This is a genomic window from Rhodococcus sp. DT1 (genome assembly GCF_049844875.1).
In the GTDB taxonomy this organism is placed as follows: Bacteria; Actinomycetota; Actinomycetes; order Mycobacteriales; family Mycobacteriaceae; genus Rhodococcus.
In genome coordinates this window covers 40,428-60,719 of sequence record NZ_JBNCLW010000007.1, presented here as the reverse complement: position 1 = coordinate 60,719, position 20,292 = coordinate 40,428, and the positions used below count along the sequence as shown (strand labels likewise).

Here is a 20,292-nt window from a genome sequence, read left to right as displayed (position 1 = left end):
GCGCGACGCCTGGGGCGGTGTCGTGAGTGGGCACTTTAGCGTCTGTAACGGAAATGCACCGACATCCCCGGTTTCCCACGTGTTTCGTTCCCGTATCTCACGAAAACACCTGTGTTTCGGAGCCGGCGACCCCGTGTCACCGCACTTGCGGCTTCGACGGGTGTCGGGACCGGTCCCTAGACTGAGCGCGTGACCCGTGCATCCTCCTCGACTACGCCCACTGCGGACGCCGACGCCCGCCCGACCCTTCTTCTTCTCGACGGACACTCTCTGGCTTTCCGTGCCTTCTATGCGCTGCCGGCAGAGAACTTCAAGACCCACAGCGGGCAGACCACCAACGCGGTGTACGGGTTCACCTCCATGCTCATCAACCTGCTGCGCGACGAGCAGCCCACGCACGTGGCGGCGGCCTTCGACGTCAGCCGCAAGACCTTCCGGGCAGAGCTGTTCGCCGCCTACAAGGCCCAGCGCAGCGCCGCACCCGACGAGTTCAAGGGTCAGATCGAACTCACCAAGGATGTGCTCGGCGCGATGGGCATTCCCGTGATGGCGATCGAGGGGTACGAAGCCGACGACCTCATCGCCACACTCGCGACGCAGGCCAACGCCCTGGGCTACAAGGTGCTGGTGGTGACCGGCGACCGCGACGCGCTCCAACTCGTCAACGACGACATCACCGTGCTGTATCCACGTCGCGGGGTCTCCGACCTGACTCGCTTCACCCCCGAGGCGGTCGAGGAGAAGTACGGCCTGACACCGGCGCAGTATCCCGACTTCGCGGCGTTGCGCGGTGATCCGAGCGACAATCTGCCGGGCATCCCGGGCGTGGGGGAGAAGACCGCCGCGAAGTGGATCAGGGAGTACGGCAGCCTCAGCGGTCTCGTCGACAGGGTCGACGAGGTGCGTGGCAAGACGGGCGACGCGCTCCGCGAGAACCTGTCCAACGTCCTGCTCAACCGGCAGCTCACCGAGATGGTGCGCGACGTGGCGCTGCCCTACTCTCCGGATCAGCTCGCGCTCGCGCCCTGGGATCGCGACCGCATCCACCGCTTGTTCGACGACCTCGAGTTCCGGGTGCTGCGAGATCGCCTCTTCGAGACGCTCGCCTCGTCCGCGCCCGAAGCCGAAGAGGGTTTCGAGGTGCGCGGCGGGATCGTCGAGCCCGGTGCGCTCGGCGACTGGCTCGCCACGCACGCTGTGGCGGGCCACCGCCACGGATTGTCGGTGGTCGGATCCGGAACGCCGTACGGCGGCGAGGCCACTGCTGTGGCGATCGCGGCAGCCGACGGTGAAGGCGCCTACGTCACGACGATCGCTCTCACTCCCGAGGACGACGCCGCGCTCGCCGCGTGGCTCGCCGACCCGGCCGTCGAAAAGGCTTTGCACGAAGCGAAATCGGCGATCCACGCCTTGCGTGGCAGAGGCTGGACACTCGCGGGCCTCACCAGCGACACCGCGCTCGCCGCGTACCTCGTCCGGCCGGGACAGCGCAGCTTCAAGCTCGACGACCTGTCGTTGCGTTACCTCAAGCGGGAACTGCGGGCGGAAAGCAACGGCGACGGTCAGTTGTCCCTGCTCGACGATGCAGACGCCGTCGACGAGGAGGCCGCACAGACTCAGATCCTCGCTGCCCGCGCGGTGGTCGACCTGGCCACGGCGCTCGACGCCGAACTGGCCGACATCGAGTCGGTGGCGTTGCTGTCCGAGATGGAACTGCCGCTGCTCGAAGTGCTGGCAGACATCGAGGCCACCGGCATCGCCGTGGATGCGGACCACCTGCACGACCTTCAGTCCGGTTTCGCCGCCGACGTCGCCGCCGCCGCGAATGCCGCATACGAGGTCATCGGAAAGCAGATCAATCTCGGCTCGCCGAAGCAGTTGCAGGTCGTGCTGTTCGACGAACTGGACATGCCGAAGACGAAGAAGACCAAGACCGGGTACACCACCGACGCGGACGCACTGCAGGGCCTGTTCGACAAGACCGGCCACCCGTTCCTCGAACATCTTCTCGCACACCGTGAGTCGACCAAGATGAAGACGACGGTCGACGGGCTCATCAAATCGGTGGCCGACGACGGCAGGATCCACACCACGTTCAACCAGACGGTCGCGGCAACCGGCCGGCTGTCGTCGACCGAGCCGAACCTGCAGAACATTCCCGTACGAACCGATGCGGGACGGCAGATCCGCGAGGGTTTCGTCGTCGGCAACGGCTTCGACATGCTCCTCACCGCCGACTACAGCCAGATCGAGATGCGCATCATGGCGCACCTCTCGGGCGACGAAGGACTGATCGAAGCCTTCCGCACCGGGGAAGATCTCCACACGTTCGTCGCGTCGCGGGCGTTCGGGGTGCCGCTCGAGGAGGTCACTCCGGAATTGCGACGCCGGGTCAAGGCCATGTCCTACGGTTTGGCCTACGGGCTGAGCGCCTATGGTCTCGCGCAACAGCTCAAGATCTCCGCGGACGAGGCGCGTGCGCAGATGGAGGCGTACTTCACCCGGTTCGGTGGGGTGCGCGACTACCTCCACAATGTGGTCGAGGAGGCCCGCAAGGTCGGTTACACCTCGACGCTGTACGGGCGACGCCGCTACCTGCCGGACCTCAACAGCGACAATCGTCAACGCCGGGAGGTGGCCGAGCGCGCGGCGCTGAATGCCCCGATTCAGGGCACGGCTGCCGACATCATCAAGGTGGCCATGATCGATGTGCAGCGCGCGCTGCGGGCCGCGGACCTGCGGTCCCGGATGCTGCTCCAGGTGCACGACGAACTCGTTCTCGAGGTCGTCGACGAGGAACGCGAGCAGGTCGAGGCGATCGTGCGGGAGAAGATGGACTCCGTGATCGACTTGTCGGTGCCGCTCGATGTCTCGGTCGGCTACGGCCGCAGCTGGGACGCCGCCGCCCACTGACGGGCCGCACCCACCGGATACCGGGCAAAGACGACAACGTCCTCCCTACCCGCGCGGGGTGGGGAGGACGTTGTCGTGACGGGGAGGCACGGCCGCGACGGACCGTGGTCCGGGTCGGTCAGTTCTGGGCGTTCTGCGCTTCCGCGATCTGCTTGCGCACATCTTCCATATCGAGTGCCTTGACCTGGCTCACGAGATCGGAGAGGGCAGCCGGGGGAAGGGCACCGGCCTGGTTGTAGACGAGAATGCCTTCCCGGAAGGCCATGATCGTCGGGATCGACCTGATGTTCGCCGCTGCCGCGATGCCCTGCTCGGCCTCGGTGTCGACCTTGGCGTGCACCACGTCGGGGTGCTCCTCGGACGATGCCTCGAAGGTCGGGGCGAACTGCTTGCACGGGCCGCACCAATCGGCCCAGAAGTCGACGAGCACGATGTCGTTACTGGTGACGACCTCATCGAAGTTCTGCTGCGTGAGAGCTTGGGTTGCCACGGAAATCCTTTCGTCGGCGTATCGACGGTTCCAACATCCGGACGTCTCGTTTTCTTCCCGCCACGCTACGCGAGTGGTTCCGCCCGTGCGGCGTGCTCGGCCCGTCGATCGGGCCCGGTGGTCAGGACACCGGTACCGCTTCGGCTGCTCGGAACGCACGCCGATAAGCCTGGGGCGTGGTCTGCCGAAGCCGCAGGAAATGCTGCCGGAGCACCGCGGCGGTACCGAACCCGACGCGGTCCGCCACCACGTCGACCGGGAGGTCGCTGTGCTCGAGAAGTCGCTGGGCAGCGAGAACGCGCTGGTCGCGCAACCACCGTGCCGGAGTGGTGCCGGTCTCGGCGGCGAAACGCCGCGCGAAGGTCCGCGGCGACATGTGCACCCGCGCGGCGAGCGCCGGAACGGGCAGGTCGAGGCCCAGATTCTCGGTCATCCAGTCGAGGAGCGGGGCCAGAGCCTCGGATTCGCATTCCGGCAGCGGCATCGCGACGTACTGCGCTTGGCCGCCGTCGCGGTGCGGGGGAACGACCATGCGCCGGGCGATGGAGTTGGCGACGTGGGAGCCCTGCACCGTGCGCACGATGTGCAGGCACAGATCGATGCCGGCTGCGGTGCCCGCGCTGGTGAGCACCGAGCCGTCGTCGACGTAGAGGACATTGGGGTCGACCCGCGCCTCGGGGTACATCCGGGCGAGTCGCTCGGCATGTCGCCAGTGGGTCGTGCAGCGCCGGCCGTCGAGAAGCCCCGCCGCACCCAGGAGGAACGCTCCGGTGCACAGGCTCGCAACGCGGGCACCGCGGTCGACTGCCGCGCGGAGACGCTCGAACAGCGGTTCGAGTTCGGATGCGTCGGCACCCTTCCCGCAGAGGAAGGACGGATCGTCGAGGGAGGCCATGTCCGTGCCGCCGGCGGGAAGCACCACCAGATCGGCTTCGTCGATCTTCGTCAGGTCGTAGGGCGCGTCGACCGTGAACCCGAAGCGGGTCCGGGACGGAGTCGGGCTCCCGGCGATCAGCGAGAAATCGTAGGTGGGCAGGCCGTCGTCGGATCGGTCGAATCCGAAGACCTCGCACGCGACACCGAGTTCGAACATCTCGGTCCGGGGCAGGACCGGGACCACCACTGTCTCGAGTTTGTCGGCCATGACGTCAGTCTGCACCCTGGGTGGCAGGAAAGCGAGTAATCATGTCTTTTCTGCCACTGTTGTGGCGGGTGGACGAGGGCGACGCTGGTAACCATGATCTCGCTGCTGATTCTGTTCCTGGCCGTGTTGCTGGTCCTGGACGTGCTCGCGCTCCTCGGGAGGACGCCCGATACCCACTTGGAGACAACGCAATTCGGCGACTACACGTTCTGAGCACCCTCCGGGTACGCGGTCAGACCAGACGCCATTCGCGCTTGGCTGCGCCGTCCCACCGGCGGATCCCGGCACTCGTCCCGCTCAGGTCGTGGCCCCCGATATGTGCCGCGACGAGGGCCGCTCCGATGCGATCGGCAGGAACCCGCCGGGCCAGGGTCACGTGCGGGGTCCACTCGCCGGGCCGGATGTGTGCCGGTATCCCGGGGCACACTTTCAGCAGTTCGTAGATCCGCGCATGCAGATCGAGGAGCGCGGACGACGGTACGACCAGGCGCGCGAGGGTCGCGTGCCGATCGCCGAACACGATGGCACCCCCGAGCCGCACAGGCAGGGGAGTGTCGGTGAGGGTCGCGCGTACGGCGTCCTCGACCTCGGCCGGGATCTCGGCCGAGACGAACAGGGTCACGTGCGGGCGATTGGTCGGGGAGCGGACACGGCCCTGACTGTCGATTCCCCCGTCGAGCATGCGTGTCCACTCGTCACGCACCGCCGCGTCGAGGCGGTCGTCGAGCAGCAGTTCCACCGACTGCACCATGGTGAGCAATGATGACCGGGTGACCGACCAGACCGCAACGCCCCGCGACGCGACACGACCGGCAGCGCTCCCCGGAACAGGTCCACACCGCATCGGCCTTCTCGAAGGCGACGGCATCGGCCACGAGATCGTCCCGGCAACGCGGGAGGTCGTGGATGCGGCGGTCGCCGCGGCCGGAGGAATCGGGGTGGAGTGGGTCCCGCTGCCGATCGGGGCCGAGGCGATCGACACGCACGGCACGCCCTTGCCCGAGGAGACGCTCGACGCGCTCGAGGGCCTAGACGCGTGGATCCTGGGTCCGCACGACAGTGCGTCGTACCCGGAGCCGTACCGGAGACAACTGACTCCCGGCGGACGCATCCGCAAGCACTTCGACCTCTATGCCAACATCCGGCCCGCGCGCACACTCGCCGGCGTGCGGGCGGTCTCACCGGCGATGGACCTGGTGGTGGTCCGTGAGAACACGGAGGGCTTCTACGCGGACCGCAACATGGCGGTCGGAAGCGGTGAATTCATGCCGACCCCCGACGTCGCCCTTGCCGTGGGTGTCGTCACACGGGCTGCGTGTGAGCGGATCGCCCGGACCGCGTTCGACCTCGCGTCGAAGCGCCGCGGCCGCGTCACCATCGTCCACAAGGCAAATGTGCTGTCGATGACCACGGGACTGTTCCGGGACGTGTGCCGCGAAGTAGGCCGCGACTATCCGAGCGTGCAGGTCGACGACGCCCACGTCGACGCGATGGCAGCGCTGCTGGTCCGGCACGGCGACCGGTACGACGTCATCGTGACCGAAAACATGTTCGGCGACATCCTCTCCGATCTGACCGCCGAGTTGTCGGGTTCGCTCGGCACCGCGGCGTCGGTCAACGCCTCGGGCACCAGAACGATGGCGCAGGCGTCACACGGTGCCGCGCCCGACATCGCCGGTCTCGGCCGGGCCAATCCCATCGCGCTGATATCTTCTGCGGCAATGCTTCTCGACCGGATCGGCGACACATCCGATCCTTCCTTCGCCGCAGCTGCGCGCAGGATCGACGCTGCCGTGGACGCGACGGTCGGCTCCGGAATCGCCACCGCCGACCTCGGCGGCACGGCGTCGACCGCCGAGTTCACCGATGCCCTGATCGCGCGCGTGCGCGACCTCTGACCCCGGAGCGATCGGCGCGGGATTCGGCCGCACGGGCACCGGAGTGGATACTGTTTCTCTGTGAAAGAAGCAGTGCGCACCCACGGCAGGGGGCACACCGGCGACACACATCCCACCGAAAGCACCGGACATTCCGGACGCAAGGCGAGCGGAACGCGCCGCGGTCGAGGCATCGCGGCAGCGTGTGTATCCCTGTTCGCGGTGCTGTGTGTCACGACGGGGTGTGTCGTCAACTCGGAATCGACCGTGCCCGCGGGCGACCGCGTCCGCGCCGAACGCGTCGACAGCATCGCGTCCCAGCTTCCCGACTGGGCCTCCGACCCCGACCTCCAGATCGGCGTCAACGTGCCCTACGCCCCGAACGAGTTCCGGGACGACGACGGCACGATCGTCGGCTTCGGTGTCGAACTCGTGCAGGCGCTCGGCGACGTGCTGGGCGTGCAGACAGTCTTCAACGAGGCCGACTTCGACCGGATCATCCCGGCGGTGCAGGCCCGCACCTTCGATCTGGGTTCCTCGTCGTTCACCGACACGCTGGAACGTGAGGAAACGGTCGACTTCGTGACCTACTACAACGCCGGGGTGCAGTGGGCACAACGGACCGGCGAGCACGTCGATCCCGACAACGCCTGCGGGATGCGTGTCGCGGTGCAGACCAACACGGTCGAGGACATCGAAGAAATCCCCGCGAAGAACGAGGCGTGTGCCGCCGCAGGGCTCCCGCCGATCGACAAGGTCAAGTACGACAGCCAGGACGAAGCGGCGAACGCGCTCATCCTCGGACGCGTCGACGCCCTGTCCGCCGACTCACCGGTCACCGCGTACGTCATCGCCCGCAGCGAGGACCGACTCGAGGCGGCGGGACCGCTGTTCGACGCGGCGCCGTACGGCTTCGTCGTCGCGAAGGGATCACCGCTGGGCCCCGTACTGCAACAGGGCGTCCAGTACCTCATCGACACCGGTGTCTACGCCGAGATCCTCGAGCGCTGGAACATGTCGGTCGGGGCGATCACCACGTCGCAGATCAATGCGGCAACGAGCTGAGAGGGAACCGATGAGCGAGCACACGCATCCGAGCGGTGCGCCTGCGACCGAACCGGAACCGATCCAGGCGGTTCCTCTCCGGCACCCCGGACGCTGGATCTCCGGGGCACTGGTGCTGATCGGGCTGGGCCTGTTCCTGTGGGGCGCGGCCACCAACGAGGCCTACCGCTGGGATGTGTACGGCCAGTACCTCTTCGACAGCCGCATCACCGCAGCCGCGTGGAAGACGGTGCAGTTGACGGCACTCGCGATGCTGATCGCGGTGCTGCTCGGTGTCCTCCTCGCCGTGATGCGACTGTCGCCGAACCCGGTGCTCAAGTCGGTGTCGTGGCTGTATCTCTGGGTCTTCCGTGGCACCCCGGTCTACGTGCAACTCGTCCTCTGGGGCCTGTTTCCCTCGATCTACAAGCAGATCGATCTCGGCATCCCGTTCGTGCACCAGTTCGTCCACATCGACGTCCAAGGGCTCAACGCCGCATTCCTGTTCGCCGTCGTCGGTCTCGCCCTCAACGAAGCCGCCTATATGGCGGAGATCGTGCGCGCCGGCATCGGATCGGTTCCGGAAGGGCAGGTCGAGGCGTCGACTGCGCTCGGGATGTCCTGGTCCCAGACCATCCGGCGCACCGTGCTGCCCCAGGCCATGCGGGTGATCATCCCGCCGACGGGCAACGAACTGATCAGCATGCTCAAGACCACGTCGCTCGTGGCGGCGGTGCCCTACAGCCTCGAGTTGTACGGCCGAGCGCGAGACATCTCGGGCGCGAACTTCCAGCCCATTCCGCTGCTGCTCGTCGCGGCGACCTGGTATCTCGCTATCACCAGCGTGCTGATGGTGGGCCAATACTTCATCGAACGGCACTACTCGAAGGGGCTGAGCCGCCAGTTGACGAACCGCCAGTTGCAGGCCCTCGCCGACGCACAGGACACGCCGGCCGCCGCGCCGAAGACCCCGAAGCACCCCGGAGGTGGGCTCGCATGACCTCGACCGAAACGCCGATGGTTCGCGCGGACCGCGTATGCAAGAACTTCGGGGCCGTCAAGGTGCTCAAAGGCATCTCTCTCGAGGTGGGACGCGGTCAGGTCGCATGCATGATCGGCCCGTCCGGGTCCGGCAAGTCCACCTTCCTGCGGTGCATCAACCACCTCGAACGCGTCGACGCCGGGCGCCTCTATGTCGACGGTGACCTCGTCGGTTACGCCGAACGCGGCTCCAAGCTCCACGAGCTTTCGCCCAAGGTCGCCGCCCGGCAGCGCCGCGAGATCGGCATGGTCTTCCAGCACTTCAATCTGTTCCCGCACCGCACGGCGCTCGAGAACATCATCGAGGCTCCGATGCTGGTGAAGAAGGTCAAGCGCGCGGAGGCGGTGGAGCGTGCGCGTGAACTCCTTGCCCGCGTGGGCCTGTCCGACAAGGCCGACGCGTACCCGGCGCAGTTGTCGGGTGGCCAGCAGCAGCGCGTCGCCATTGCCCGTGCCCTCGCGATGGACCCCAAGCTCATGCTCTTCGACGAGCCCACCTCGGCGCTCGATCCTGAACTGGTGGGTGAGGTCCTTGCCGTGATGCGGGATCTCGCTGCCGGCGGAATGACGATGGTCGTGGTCACCCACGAGATGGGTTTCGCGCGCGAGGTCGCCGACGAACTCGTGTTCATGGACGGCGGTGTCGTCGTCGAAGCCGGCAATCCGCGTGAGGTGCTGTCGAACCCGCAGCACGAGCGCACCCGCGGGTTCCTGTCACGCCTGCTGTAGCCGCGCCGGAGCCCGGTTCAGCTCGGTTTGCGGCTGCAGAAGATCGCGGTGCCCGGGAAGTACTCGCCACGCAGAGGGCTCCACTGTCCCCACTCGCGGTCGAGATGCTCGGGCCACTCGGGTTCGATGATGTCGTAGACCTCGAGTCCTGCGCCGACGAGTTCGCGCACCCGGTCGCCGATGGTGCGGTGGTGTTCGACGTAGGTGGCGGTGCCGGCGTCGTCGAGTTCTACATAGGGCGTGCGATCGAAGTAGGGGAACATCGCGACCAGTCCCTTTTCGGTCGGGTCGTCCTGGAAGATCCACCGCATCGGGTGATTGACGGAGAACACCCAGCGGCCTCCCGGTCGCAGCACCCTCGCGACCTCCCGCATGACCTGCGCCGAATCCGCGACGAAGGGCACGGCCCCGAAGGCCGAACACACCACGTCGAAGCTCCCGTCCGCGAACGGGAGATTCTCGGCGCCGGCCTGCACGAGCGGAACGCGACGCTCCCGGGGTGTGTCCGTGGCGTCCATCGCGGCCAGGCCGCGCTCGAGCATCGCCATCGAGATGTCGAGTCCGACGGGGTGTGCGCCGTGCTCGGCCAGCCACCGCGCGCACGGAGCGGACCCGCAACCGATCTCGAGCACATCCCGCCCCGCGATGTCGCCGAGCAGATGGACGTCGCCCTCGTGGAGTCCTTCGGGGCACCAGACGAACTCACCGGCGGCCGAGTCGACGCCGAGGAACTCGCCGTGCGTGCGGTGGTAGTCCTCGGCGTCGGCGTCCCACCACGCCCTGCTTGCGCGCTCGCTGTCGCGGGAGCCGAGCCGGAGGCGCCCGACCTTGGCGGTGCCGAGGAGCGCGTTCGCGGATGCGTGCCGTTCCTCGGGTGACAGCTGGGACTGGTGAGGTGCTGTGCCGGAGGAGTTTTCGGGGCTGGGCATGGATCCGAGCGTAAAGGTCTCGCGGGGGCGGGCACGCGGGTGGGGCGTCCTGGTTTGCCCAGCTCCCCTGCGGACGCGTAGCCTGGTGGTCGCGAGTGTCCGCTGCTCGGCTTCATCGGTCGGACGGGGACGCTCGCCGTGATTCGATCACCGCTTCATCGCAGTGCCCGATTCGCATGCCCGACCGAAGTTCCATCAACCGACTATCAACCCGTCCGGAGCAACTCAACACATGGCCTCCACCACCGTCACCTCGCCGCAGGTAGCCGTAAACGACATCGGCTCCGCCGAGGATTTCCTCGCCGCCATCGACGCCACGATCAAGTACTTCAACGATGGCGACATCGTCGAAGGCACGATCGTCAAGGTCGACCGCGACGAGGTGCTGCTCGACATCGGTTACAAGACCGAAGGCGTCATCCCCTCCCGTGAGCTCTCCATCAAGCACGACGTCGACCCCAACGAGGTCGTGTCCGTGGGCGATGAGGTCGAGGCTCTGGTCCTCACCAAGGAGGACAAGGAAGGCCGTCTGATCCTGTCCAAGAAGCGTGCGCAGTACGAGCGCGCCTGGGGCACGATCGAGGAGCTCAAGGAGAAGGACGAGGCCGTCAAGGGCACCGTCATCGAGGTCGTCAAGGGCGGCCTGATCCTCGACATCGGCCTGCGTGGCTTCCTGCCCGCGTCGCTCGTCGAGATGCGTCGCGTCCGCGACCTCCAGCCGTACGTCGGCAAGGAGATCGAGGCCAAGATCATCGAGCTCGACAAGAACCGCAACAACGTGGTCCTGTCGCGCCGTGCATGGCTCGAGCAGACCCAGTCCGAGGTCCGCAGCGAGTTCCTGCACCAGCTCCAGAAGGGCCAGGTCCGCAAGGGCGTCGTGTCCTCCATCGTCAACTTCGGCGCCTTCGTCGATCTCGGCGGTGTCGACGGCCTCGTGCACGTCTCCGAGCTGTCCTGGAAGCACATCGATCACCCGTCCGAGGTTGTCGAGGTCGGCACCGAGGTCACCGTCGAGGTTCTCGACGTCGACCTGGACCGCGAGCGCGTGTCCCTCTCGCTCAAGGCGACGCAGGAAGATCCGTGGCGTCAGTTCGCCCGGACCCACGCGATCGGCCAGATCGTCCCGGGCAAGGTCACGAAGCTGGTTCCGTTCGGTGCGTTCGTGCGCGTCGAAGAGGGAATCGAAGGCCTCGTGCACATCTCCGAGCTGGCCGAGCGCCACGTGGAGGTCCCGGACCAGGTTGTCGCAGTCGGCGACGACGCGATGGTCAAGGTCATCGACATCGACCTCGAGCGTCGTCGTATCTCGCTGTCGCTGAAGCAGGCGAACGAGGACTACACGGCCGAGTTCGACCCGTCGAAGTACGGCATGGCCGACAGCTACGACGAGCAGGGCAACTACATCTTCCCCGAGGGCTTCGATCCCGAGACCAACGAATGGCTCGAGGGTTACGAGAAGCAGCGTGAGGAGTGGGAGTCCCGCTACGCGGAGGCCGAGCGTCGTCACAAGATGCACACCGCTCAGATCGAGAAGATGGCTGCCGACGAGGCTGCCGAAGCTGCTGCCGGCGTGTCCAGCAGCAACTACTCGTCCGAGACGGATGCCGAAGAGCCCGCCGAGCAGACCGGTGGCTCGCTGGCCAGCGATGCTCAGCTCGCTGCACTGCGCGAGAAGCTGTCCGGCAACGCCTGACAGATCTGATCGACTCTGATCGACGGAAGACCCCGCACCGATTCGGTGCGGGGTCTTCCGCTTTTCTGCGTTCGGTGCCGGTTGCGTCGGTGCGTCATGCGGCGCTCCCGGGCTCGGACGACGACGGCGACCACCTCCTGTCGGGAGGGGTCGCCGTTGTGGTGTGTGACCGTAGCGGTCCGGCCCGTGCGGGATCAGCCCACGGCGGGGGTGGCCCACTGCGCGGGAAGTGCGGCCGCGCGCTTACGCATCGCGGCGTGACTGTGCCGCGCATTGCTCAGCAGCGTGGTGAACCAGTTGCGCCGATGCTCGGCGAGCGCGGCGGCCACCTCGGGAATGAGGACGCAGTGAACACCGTGTTCCATACCGAGGCGATGTCGACCGGAAGGTGAGGGGGAGGAACTCATAGCCTGCCTTCTCGATGAACGGGATAACCGGAGTCGGACGCTTCGCCAAGACGATATCGGACGCGAAGAGCCCTGCCGGTCATTTACCGCAGGTGAAAGGCCGTGTTTCCCCAGGAAGGCCGCGGTCGCGACCAGCTTGTGACCGTGCCGTGACTGTGCCGTGACAGCGGCGGGTCGACTCACGGTGCCCGGCTGTGTGGTGCGACACTGGTCGGCGTGCTGCGAATGGGGTTGACCGGAGGTATCGGCGCGGGTAAGTCCACTGTCGCCAAGGAACTCGTGAATCTCGGGGCGGTGCTCGTCGACGCCGACGCGATCGCGCGCGAGATCGTCGAGCCGGGCTCGGAAGGTCTCGCCGAACTCGTCGACGCGTTCGGAGAGGACATTCTCCGGCCGGACGGCTCGCTGGACCGTCCCGCGCTCGCGGCCAAAGCGTTCGCCACCGACGACGCACGCGCCGTCCTTAACGCCATCACCCACCCGCGCGTCGGCGCACGCACGGCCGAACTCGTTGCTGCGGCACCGGAGGATGCAGTCGTCGTACAGGACATCCCGTTGCTCGTCGAAGGTGGAATGGCCCCGATCTTCCATCTGGTGGCCGTCGTGCACGCGGGGGAGGACGAGCGACTCCGCCGGCTGGTGGAGCTACGGGGAATGCCCGAGTCCGACGCTCGTGCCCGGATCGCGGCGCAGGCCACGGAAGAGCAGCGGCGCGTGGTGGCCGATGTCTGGCTCGACAACACCGGCGAGCCGGACGATGTGGTGAGCCGGGTACGGGCGCTGTGGACAGACCGTCTGGTGCCGTTCGAACGGAACGTGCGCACCCGCACCGCGGTGACAGCGGCGCCGGTACTCGTTCCGGCACGCCCCGAATGGGATCGGTCAGCGCAACGACTGATCGCCCGGCTCGCCGTGGCCTGTGGCGGCAGCGCGCTGCGCATCGACCACGTGGGATCTACCGCAGTGCCAGGGCTCGACGCAGTCGACGCGCTCGATCTGCAGGTCACGGTGCCGGATCTCGCTGCCGCCGACGCGCTCGCCGAGCCGCTGGCCGTCGCAGGTTTCCCTCGTATCGAGCAGGTCGATCACGACCAGCCGAAGCCCTCGTACGGCGCGGGCGGCGAGACGGACCCTGCGTTGTGGGCGATGCGGTTGCACGGAAGCGCCGATCCTGGGCAGCCCGCGCGGGTCGCGGTGCGCGTCGACGGCTGGCCCGGGCAGCAGTTCGCGCTGCTGCTACGCGATTGGCTGCGTGCCGACGCGGAAGCGGCCGCGGAATACGCCGACGTCAAACGTGCCGCAGCAGACGCGGCGTCGGCATTCGGTGATCCGTTGGAGTCGGCCGTGGCGTACAGCGAGGCGAAGTCGCCCTGGTTCGACCGCGCCTACCATCGCGCGTGGGCATGGGCGCAGGACACCGGCTGGAGCGCATAGCCGGACGCCCTTCTCCGGTGTCGGCTTTCCTTTGCAGTGGGTAGACCGTGCACAACAGGGCCTACCCACCGGGTCCGTCGTGAGCTCTACTCCATCTTGCTGGTTTCCAGGTTCTTTCCGCTCGTTTCCGACGCGCTCCACGCGGCGAGGATGGTGGTTCCGGCGGTCGCCGCGAGTAGGAGGCTCAGCGGCACACTCGAGCCGTCGAAGGCAACCAGCAGGCTCGCAGCGATCATCGGGGTAAAGCCTGCGCCGATCAGGCTGGCGAACTGGTAACCGAACGACACCCCGGTATATCGCACGTTCGTTCCAAACATCTCAGAGAGCATCGGCGGGGGGGGGCGCGTACATCGCGGACTGCACCACCTGCCCGAGCATCAGCGCGACGGTCAGCACCGCAACCGAACCGGCGTCGATCATCGAATACAAGGGAACGCATACAGCACGGCCACAGCCGCGCCGGTGAGGCTCACCGTCCGCCGGCCGAATACCAAACCCCCCAAGGGCCGTGCGACGTAGCCGACCGCCAGCGTCCCGAACGCGGCGATCGTCGATACTGCCGGGCTCGACGAGGGAAAAACAGCTTCCCGAAGACCAACGCGGCCATGGTGCTGTACAGCAGGAAGTCGTAGTACTCGATGGTGGTGCCCAACAGGCTCGACAGCGTGACTTTCCGCCACTGCGAGTTGTTACCGGACGGGTGAGGCGCGGCCGCGGTCGGTCCTCGACCGAAGTCGGCACGATGTGATCCATTATCAACAGTCCGCCCACTGGGCGGGATGTTCGCCTCTGCGGGCGGGCTGATCTATCGAGCGGTGAGTGTGCGATCTGTTGTTTCGACCGTGAGGCGTAGGGCGTCGTCGGAAGCGCTGCCCGCAGTGCATGGATGGTTGGGTTGGCCTGGCACTGCATCGCCACACCGCATCGCCACACCGCATACATCTCCCGATTAGGGGGTCGGTGCAATGTACGCGAGACGAACTCGTAGCGAGCCGGTGCCGGGCCAGGCGCGGATCAGCGCAAGGAGGTACTCGACCGCCACCAACGCGAGCCGAATTGCTTGGTCACAACGCCGCATCATATGCAGCCCTCAAGCTTCTGGCTTCGGAGCCATCGACGGGCCTGCGCGCTCGGCGGTACGTACAAGTATTCTCCGAGAGTAAATCGCTTGAAAGACACCAACAATGAAGAACGTCAACCCTAAAAGGCACCAGCCCGTATTACCCGTTCCGACAAGAGCAATCATGATGGCCGGACCAACTGCTACTGCCAGTCCGTCTCCAATCGCGGCGATCGATTGATATCCGCCCGCGTGGTCATCATTCATCATGCTGGTAGAAAAATACCATTTTGAAGTTACGACCAAAACTTCGGCCAAAGCGTGGAGCAAAGTAAGGCCGAGAATTATTGCGACAGCGACGCGGGTCGACTCCGTTTCGCCTGCGATCACAAATCCCGCACATACTACGGATAGAAAAATGGATCCGGCCAGGTTTACGTATCTGCCGTGCTTCAATGTCACGACTTTATTTCCTACGGGGATCTGGATAATTATAATGATAATCGCGCTGATCGCCAAACAAACTCCCGCCATTGCGGGCGGGGCTACAGTTGATTCGGTAATCCACAACGGCAATCCGACAGTGAGAACCGGCCAGCACAGCATGAGAAGACTCGACCCCAGCATCATTAGCAGGAACGCCCGGTCTTTTACGGCTGTCGAGCCACCGATCCGACGGTCCGCTCGCGACGAGGTCACAGCTGACCGGCGGCTTATCCGAGTGCACATAAGTGCTCCCGCGAACAGCATGGTGCCGCCAATAGCCAAAGCAATCCGGAAAAAGATCTCAGCGCCGGAGGCGAGAACAAGAGATGCGGCGACAGCTGTTAGGGCGTAGAGCACATGTTGCAGAGTCCGGATCCATGAGAGCGAGTTCACTCTGCTCATGGGATCCACGCGAGTCGCGACGATGCTAGTCGATAGGCCTGTTTGGGCGGATTGAAGGCCAAGCGTAATAAACAGTGCTGCGAGTAGCAGGACCGTGCTACTCGAAAGCGACACAAGGAGGGCGGCGATACCCCGCAGCGTTAATAACAGAGCTAGCAATTAGCGGTCATCGACGCGGTCTCCAAGTGATCCCACGGGATATGCAAGAGCCATGCCCGCAACCCCGCCGAAGAGGGAGACCGTAGAAACAACGGCTGGGCTCACGTCTGCAACAGAGACAAAGTAAACTGCCCACAGTGCAATCCATATTCCGTTTGCGAGACTGTTGGCTGCGAACATTCCGTATAGAATTGCTGGCCCGACCGGTCTTGTCATCACCCCGCGAAATTTACGTGAGTAAGACTCATCAGGGAAGCTGCCGTGTCGATCCGGTCGGTACACGGGCGAAGGAGGTGTCGGTCCCGCGCGATCACTTCGAGGTCGCGCGCGCTCGGGCGGTGCAGATGCTTCGTCATGTCGTACGACTACTTGTCCACGTGCAACCGCTCGCTCACGATTGTCCTCGGTCGTTTCTCGATCGTGGAATCCGACATCAAAACAGTACCCCTTGCCAGTGTGTCTCTTGCCAGTCGCCTGGATTGGTCTTGGCGCGAAACACCGCGTCTTCGTCGCACCCGTGTCGCAGTGCCTCACGGATCGCAAGAGACCGCTCGTAATGGGAGCGGCCTTGACCGTTGAGTAGCGAGCAAACGGCCAGAAAGTCTCCCCATTCGCGACCGCGTATCGCAAATTCTCGCCGTGGGTGGAATTCACGAGTTGGCTGGTACTGACCCGAACGCACACTGGTCCTTGCACTTGTGCTCGCACACAACGTTCGATTTCGAGAGGCCCGTCCACCAGCTCCACCGAGAACCGATGAGCCAGCACCGTCCTTTGCCGATTCTCTCGTTGGAAGTTGTACCGGCTCCGTCCGGGCCGCTGATCGCCGCGACGTTCACTCGCGAAGGCCTTAGTGATGATCGACCACCACACGCGGACGGGACTGTCCGCTGGACTCCTCAACGACGTACTCGACGTCGGGCACCGGAAAGCCGATGTCCCCGACGGTTCGCCCCAACTCGTAACCGGTGACGCGTCACTAACCGCAGCGGGGTTCGGAACTTGTCTTCCCAGTCGACGACCTTCTCTCGCGACATAGGCGCCGGAGCAGGTGGTAGTTCTCGGTGGCCTGGAATCGCTGAACAGCCAGCGTTCTACGGCGACGGCTCCTGGAACAAGGAACACACCCCGGCAGAGGATCACCCTGTACCGGAACCGCTTCGAGCAGTACGGGCACGGCGCGGCCGAGCAGGCCGTCGTCGGACTCGGCGGCCAGGTATTCATGGCGGACACCGAAGCCGAGGCCAGGCGCATCTTCCGTCCGTATTTCGACAACGCGCCGGTGTACGGCCACGGCCCGTCCCTCGAGGAATTCTCCGCGACGACCCCGCTGACCGTGGGCACCCCCGAACAGGTCGTCGAGCGCACTCTCGGCTTCGCCGACTACGCGGGTGACTACCAGCGTCAGCTGTTCCTCATGGATCACGCCGGTCTGCCGCTCGACGTGGTGCTCGAGCAGATCGAAATCCTCGGTCGCGAGGTCGTCCCGGTGCTCCGTACCGAGTTCGAACGACGGCGTCCCGCGCATGTGCCGTCCGACCCGCCCACCCACGCGTCGCTCGCCGCCGAAGGCCCCGGGTCGCCGCACCGGCTCGTCGCTCCGGCTGCGAGCGGGGCCGGAGCCCGGGAATGAGCAGGGGAGCGGCGGGCGTCACTGCCAGCTGATCGGCAGCCCGACCGAGCTCAGCCACGCGTCGACGTCGTGACCGTGGGCGGCGATGCCGTCGACCGCTTCGAACGCGCGCAGGACGGCCAGTTCGGCGTCGTCCGTGTCGAGCAGACCCGCGGCGACGGCGGCGAACAGTTCGTCGACATCTTCTACCGCGGTGCCACGGCCGGTGCGGACGAGAAGATCGAGGTAGTGGTCGCGCGAATGCCACACGTCACCGTCTCGCCAGTACTCGCCCACATCGACGTACCGATCCAGGTCGCGCTCGTGCCCGGGTCGGTAATGGAAGATCGTCACGCGCAGATGCCGGGACGGCAGCAGCCAGGACTCCACGTACCCGAACTCGTGGTGGTCCGCCGGCCGCGCCATGTACAGCCCCCACGGCTCGACCCGGTACACGTCGACCGGCCGCACATTGCCCTTGGGGTCGGTGTTGGTCTGCGCGGGAACATCGAAACGTTCCTCTTTGACGGGGTGAAGGTGCGGCGTCATGACCGCACGTTACCGTCCGCGCGGGAACGGGCGTTGCGCCTGGCGGGGAGCGGCGGGCTCGGCGGCGCGCCGCACGTGTCGGTGGGAGCAATTACCCTGGAAACATGGCGTTCGCAAGTGAGCATCCTGTAGTCGCCCATTCCGAGTTCCGTCCGGTGGGGGAGATCGAACGCACCGACGCCCCGTTCGAGGTCGTCAGCGAATACGAACCCGCCGGCGACCAGCCCGCCGCGATCGACGAACTCGAGCGCAGGCTGAAGGCGGGGGAGAAAGACGTCGTCCTGCTCGGTGCCACGGGTACCGGCAAGTCCGCTACCACCGCGTGGCTCATCGAGCGGCTGCAACGTCCCACCCTCGTGATGGCACCCAACAAGACTCTCGCCGCGCAGCTCGCCAACGAGCTGCGGGAGATGCTGCCCAACAATGCGGTCGAGTACTTCGTGTCGTACTACGACTACTACCAGCCCGAGGCGTACATCGCGCAGACCGACACCTACATCGAGAAGGACTCGTCGATCAACGACGACGTCGAGCGGTTGCGTCACTCGGCCAGTTCGTCGCTGCTCTCCCGCCGCGACGTCGTGGTGGTCGCCTCGGTGTCCTGCATCTACGGCCTCGGCACCCCGCAGTCCTACCTCGACCGCTCGATCCAGCTCGAGGTCGGCCTCGAAGTTCCGCGCGACGCCCTGCTCCGCCTGCTCGTCGACGTGCAGTACAACCGCAACGACCTCGCGTTCACCCGCGGCTCGTTCCGTGTGAAGGGCGACACCGTCGACATCATCCCTGCCTACGAGGAACTCGCGGTCCGCATCGAGTTCTTCGGCGACGAGATCGAGGCCCTGTACTACCTGCACCCGCTGACCGGCGACGTCGTCCGCAAGGTCGATTCGTTGCGGATCTTCCCCGCGACGCACTACGTGGCCGGACCCGAGCGGATGGAACGCGCGGTCAAGGACATCGAAGCCGAACTCGAGGAGCGTCTCGCCGATCTCGAGAATCGTGGCAAGCTTCTGGAGGCGCAGCGGCTGCGGATGCGCACGCAGTACGATCTCGAGATGATCCGGCAGGTCGGATTCTGCTCCGGCATCGAGAATTACTCGCGGCACATCGACGGCCGGCCCGCCGGCACCGCACCCGCGACGCTGATCGACTACTTCCCGGAAGACTTCCTCCTCGTCATCGACGAGTCCCACGTCACGGTGCCGCAGATCGGCGCGATGTACGAAGGCGACATGTCGCGCAAGCGCAACCTTGTCGAATTCGGTTTCCGCCTGCCCTCGGCCGTCGACAACCGGCCGCTCACCTGGGAGGAGTTCGCGTCTCGAATCGGCCAGACCGTCTACCTGTCGGCGACGCCCGGACCGTACGAACTCGGACGGACCGGCGGCGAATTCGTCGAACAGGTGATCCGCCCGACCGGCCTGGTGGACCCGAAGGTCGTCGTCAAGCCCACCAAGGGCCAGATCGACGACCTCATCCACGAGATCCGGGAGCGGGCCGAGCGCGACGAACGTGTGCTCGTCACGACGCTGACGAAGAAGATGGCCGAGGACCTCACCGACTACCTGCTCGAACTCGGTATCCGGGTGCGGTACCTGCACTCCGACATCGACACGTTGCGCCGCGTCGAACTGCTCCGGCAGTTGCGTCTGGGCGAGTACGACGTGCTCGTGGGCATCAACCTGCTCCGTGAGGGTCTCGACCTCCCCGAGGTGTCGCTGGTGGCGATCCTGGACGCCGACAAGGAGGGGTTCCTCCGCTCGAGCACGTCGCTGATTCAGACCATCGGGCGCGCGGCGCGCAACGTCTCCGGCGAAGTGCACATGTACGCCGACAAGATCACCGACTCGATGGCGCGCGCCATCGACGAGACGGACCGCCGGCGCGAGAAGCAGATCGCTTACAATAAGGAGCACGGCCTCGACCCGCAGCCGTTGCGCAAGAAGATCGCCAACATCATGGACCAGGTGTATCAGGAAGCTGAGGACACCGAAGCCATCGAGGTGGGCGGATCGGGCCGCAATGCCTCGCGCGGACGTCGCGCCCAGGGCGAGTCGGGACGCGCGACGAGTTCCGGTGTTGTCGAAGGTCGCGACACCACGACGATGCCGCGCGCCGAATTGGCCGACCTCGTGCAGCAACTCACCGACCAGATGATGCAGGCCGCACGCGATCTGCAGTTCGAGCTGGCGGGTCGGCTCCGCGACGAGATCGCCGATCTCAAGAAGGAATTGCGGGGGATGGACGCCGCCGGTCTGAAGTAGATCCGGATAACCGCTCCCGGCGGCCGCGAGGGTCCGGGACGCGTCCCTGTGGCGTGGGA

16 protein-coding genes and 1 pseudogene are annotated in these 20,292 nt (G+C 66.0%); 9 read left to right on the top strand and 8 right to left on the bottom strand.

The window, feature by feature from the left end; genetic code table 11:
* Positions 1-189: 189 nt before the first annotated feature.
* Positions 190-2,913, top strand: coding sequence for a DNA polymerase I (gene polA / locus ACLQ3J_RS17850; RefSeq protein ID WP_169620025.1), 2,724 nt, complete (start codon positions 190-192; stop codon positions 2,911-2,913).
* A 118-nt stretch (positions 2,914-3,031) separates the two neighbouring features.
* Here polA and trxA read toward each other — a convergent pair whose 3' ends face one another.
* The 3 genes from trxA to ACLQ3J_RS17835 all read right to left on the bottom strand — a co-directional run bounded on the left by trxA (position 3,032) and on the right by ACLQ3J_RS17835 (position 5,298).
* The gene (gene trxA, locus ACLQ3J_RS17845) at positions 3,032-3,403 is read right to left on the bottom strand and encodes a thioredoxin (protein WP_169652900.1); all 372 of its coding nucleotides are present in this window, start codon (positions 3,401-3,403) and stop codon (positions 3,032-3,034) included.
* Positions 3,404-3,524: 121 nt separating this feature from the next.
* A complete protein-coding gene (locus ACLQ3J_RS17840) occupies positions 3,525-4,547 on the bottom strand; it encodes a GlxA family transcriptional regulator (protein WP_169652899.1) in 1,023 nt (340 codons plus the stop codon).
* A gap of 232 nt (positions 4,548-4,779) precedes the next feature.
* A complete protein-coding gene (locus tag ACLQ3J_RS17835) occupies positions 4,780-5,298 on the bottom strand; it encodes a 2'-5' RNA ligase family protein (protein WP_169652898.1) in 519 nt (172 codons plus the stop codon).
* A gap of 19 nt (positions 5,299-5,317) precedes the next feature.
* Between ACLQ3J_RS17835 and ACLQ3J_RS17830 the strand changes: the two genes are divergently transcribed.
* The 4 genes from ACLQ3J_RS17830 (at position 5,318) to ACLQ3J_RS17815 (ending at position 9,238) form a co-directional block, all read left to right on the top strand.
* Positions 5,318-6,445 carry an isocitrate/isopropylmalate dehydrogenase family protein gene (locus ACLQ3J_RS17830; protein ID WP_346765391.1) on the top strand — a complete coding sequence of 376 codons (1,128 nt, stop codon included), beginning with the start codon at positions 5,318-5,320 and terminating at the stop codon, positions 6,443-6,445.
* A 171-nt stretch (positions 6,446-6,616) separates the two neighbouring features.
* Positions 6,617-7,489, top strand: a complete 873-nt coding sequence (locus ACLQ3J_RS17825; protein ID WP_425904151.1) for an ABC transporter substrate-binding protein — start codon at positions 6,617-6,619, stop codon at positions 7,487-7,489.
* A gap of 10 nt (positions 7,490-7,499) precedes the next feature.
* A complete protein-coding gene (locus tag ACLQ3J_RS17820; RefSeq protein WP_169620020.1) occupies positions 7,500-8,468 on the top strand; it encodes an amino acid ABC transporter permease in 969 nt (322 codons plus the stop codon).
* Entirely contained in the window at positions 8,465-9,238 is a 774-nt protein-coding gene (locus tag ACLQ3J_RS17815; protein ID WP_169620019.1) for an amino acid ABC transporter ATP-binding protein, read from the top strand. The genes ACLQ3J_RS17820 and ACLQ3J_RS17815 overlap by 4 nt, the downstream gene beginning before the upstream one ends.
* Before the next feature lie 17 nt (positions 9,239-9,255).
* On the opposite strand, the gene ACLQ3J_RS17810 is transcribed toward ACLQ3J_RS17815, so the two are convergent.
* Positions 9,256-10,167 (bottom strand): class I SAM-dependent methyltransferase, encoded by a 912-nt coding sequence (locus ACLQ3J_RS17810; protein WP_425904051.1) that lies wholly within the window; start codon positions 10,165-10,167, stop codon positions 9,256-9,258.
* Positions 10,168-10,399: 232 nt separating this feature from the next.
* On the opposite strand from ACLQ3J_RS17810, the gene rpsA reads away from it, so the two are divergent.
* Positions 10,400-11,860 carry a 30S ribosomal protein S1 gene (rpsA, locus tag ACLQ3J_RS17805; protein ID WP_072698949.1) on the top strand — a complete coding sequence of 487 codons (1,461 nt, stop codon included), beginning with the start codon at positions 10,400-10,402 and terminating at the stop codon, positions 11,858-11,860.
* Positions 11,861-12,054: 194 nt separating this feature from the next.
* Here rpsA and ACLQ3J_RS17800 read toward each other — a convergent pair whose 3' ends face one another.
* On the bottom strand, positions 12,055-12,267 hold the full coding sequence (locus tag ACLQ3J_RS17800; RefSeq protein ID WP_296551249.1) for a hypothetical protein: 213 nt from the start codon (positions 12,265-12,267) through the stop codon (positions 12,055-12,057).
* A gap of 216 nt (positions 12,268-12,483) precedes the next feature.
* Here ACLQ3J_RS17800 and coaE point away from each other — a divergent pair, with 216 nt between their 5' ends.
* Positions 12,484-13,701 carry a dephospho-CoA kinase gene (gene coaE, locus ACLQ3J_RS17795; protein ID WP_422423534.1) on the top strand — a complete coding sequence of 406 codons (1,218 nt, stop codon included), beginning with the start codon at positions 12,484-12,486 and terminating at the stop codon, positions 13,699-13,701.
* An 86-nt stretch (positions 13,702-13,787) separates the two neighbouring features.
* On the opposite strand, the gene ACLQ3J_RS17790 is transcribed toward coaE, so the two are convergent.
* Both ACLQ3J_RS17790 and ACLQ3J_RS17785 read right to left on the bottom strand, forming a co-directional pair.
* Positions 13,788-14,003 (bottom strand): hypothetical protein, encoded by a 216-nt coding sequence (locus tag ACLQ3J_RS17790; protein WP_425904049.1) that lies wholly within the window; start codon positions 14,001-14,003, stop codon positions 13,788-13,790.
* A 788-nt stretch (positions 14,004-14,791) separates the two neighbouring features.
* The gene (locus ACLQ3J_RS17785) at positions 14,792-15,808 is read right to left on the bottom strand and encodes an MFS transporter (RefSeq protein WP_425904047.1); all 1,017 of its coding nucleotides are present in this window, start codon (positions 15,806-15,808) and stop codon (positions 14,792-14,794) included.
* 1,053 nt (positions 15,809-16,861) lie between these two features.
* Here ACLQ3J_RS17785 and ACLQ3J_RS17780 point away from each other — a divergent pair.
* Positions 16,862-17,441: pseudogene (locus ACLQ3J_RS17780) on the top strand (LLM class flavin-dependent oxidoreductase); the annotation flags it as partial.
* A gap of 18 nt (positions 17,442-17,459) precedes the next feature.
* On the opposite strand, the gene ACLQ3J_RS17775 reads toward ACLQ3J_RS17780, so the two are convergent.
* Positions 17,460-17,969, bottom strand: coding sequence for a DUF402 domain-containing protein (locus ACLQ3J_RS17775; protein WP_169652895.1), 510 nt, complete (start codon positions 17,967-17,969; stop codon positions 17,460-17,462).
* 104 nt (positions 17,970-18,073) lie between these two features.
* On the opposite strand from ACLQ3J_RS17775, the gene uvrB reads away from it, so the two are divergent.
* Positions 18,074-20,233 (top strand): excinuclease ABC subunit UvrB, encoded by a 2,160-nt coding sequence (gene uvrB, locus ACLQ3J_RS17770; protein ID WP_169622970.1) that lies wholly within the window; start codon positions 18,074-18,076, stop codon positions 20,231-20,233.
* Positions 20,234-20,292 lie beyond the last annotated feature (59 nt).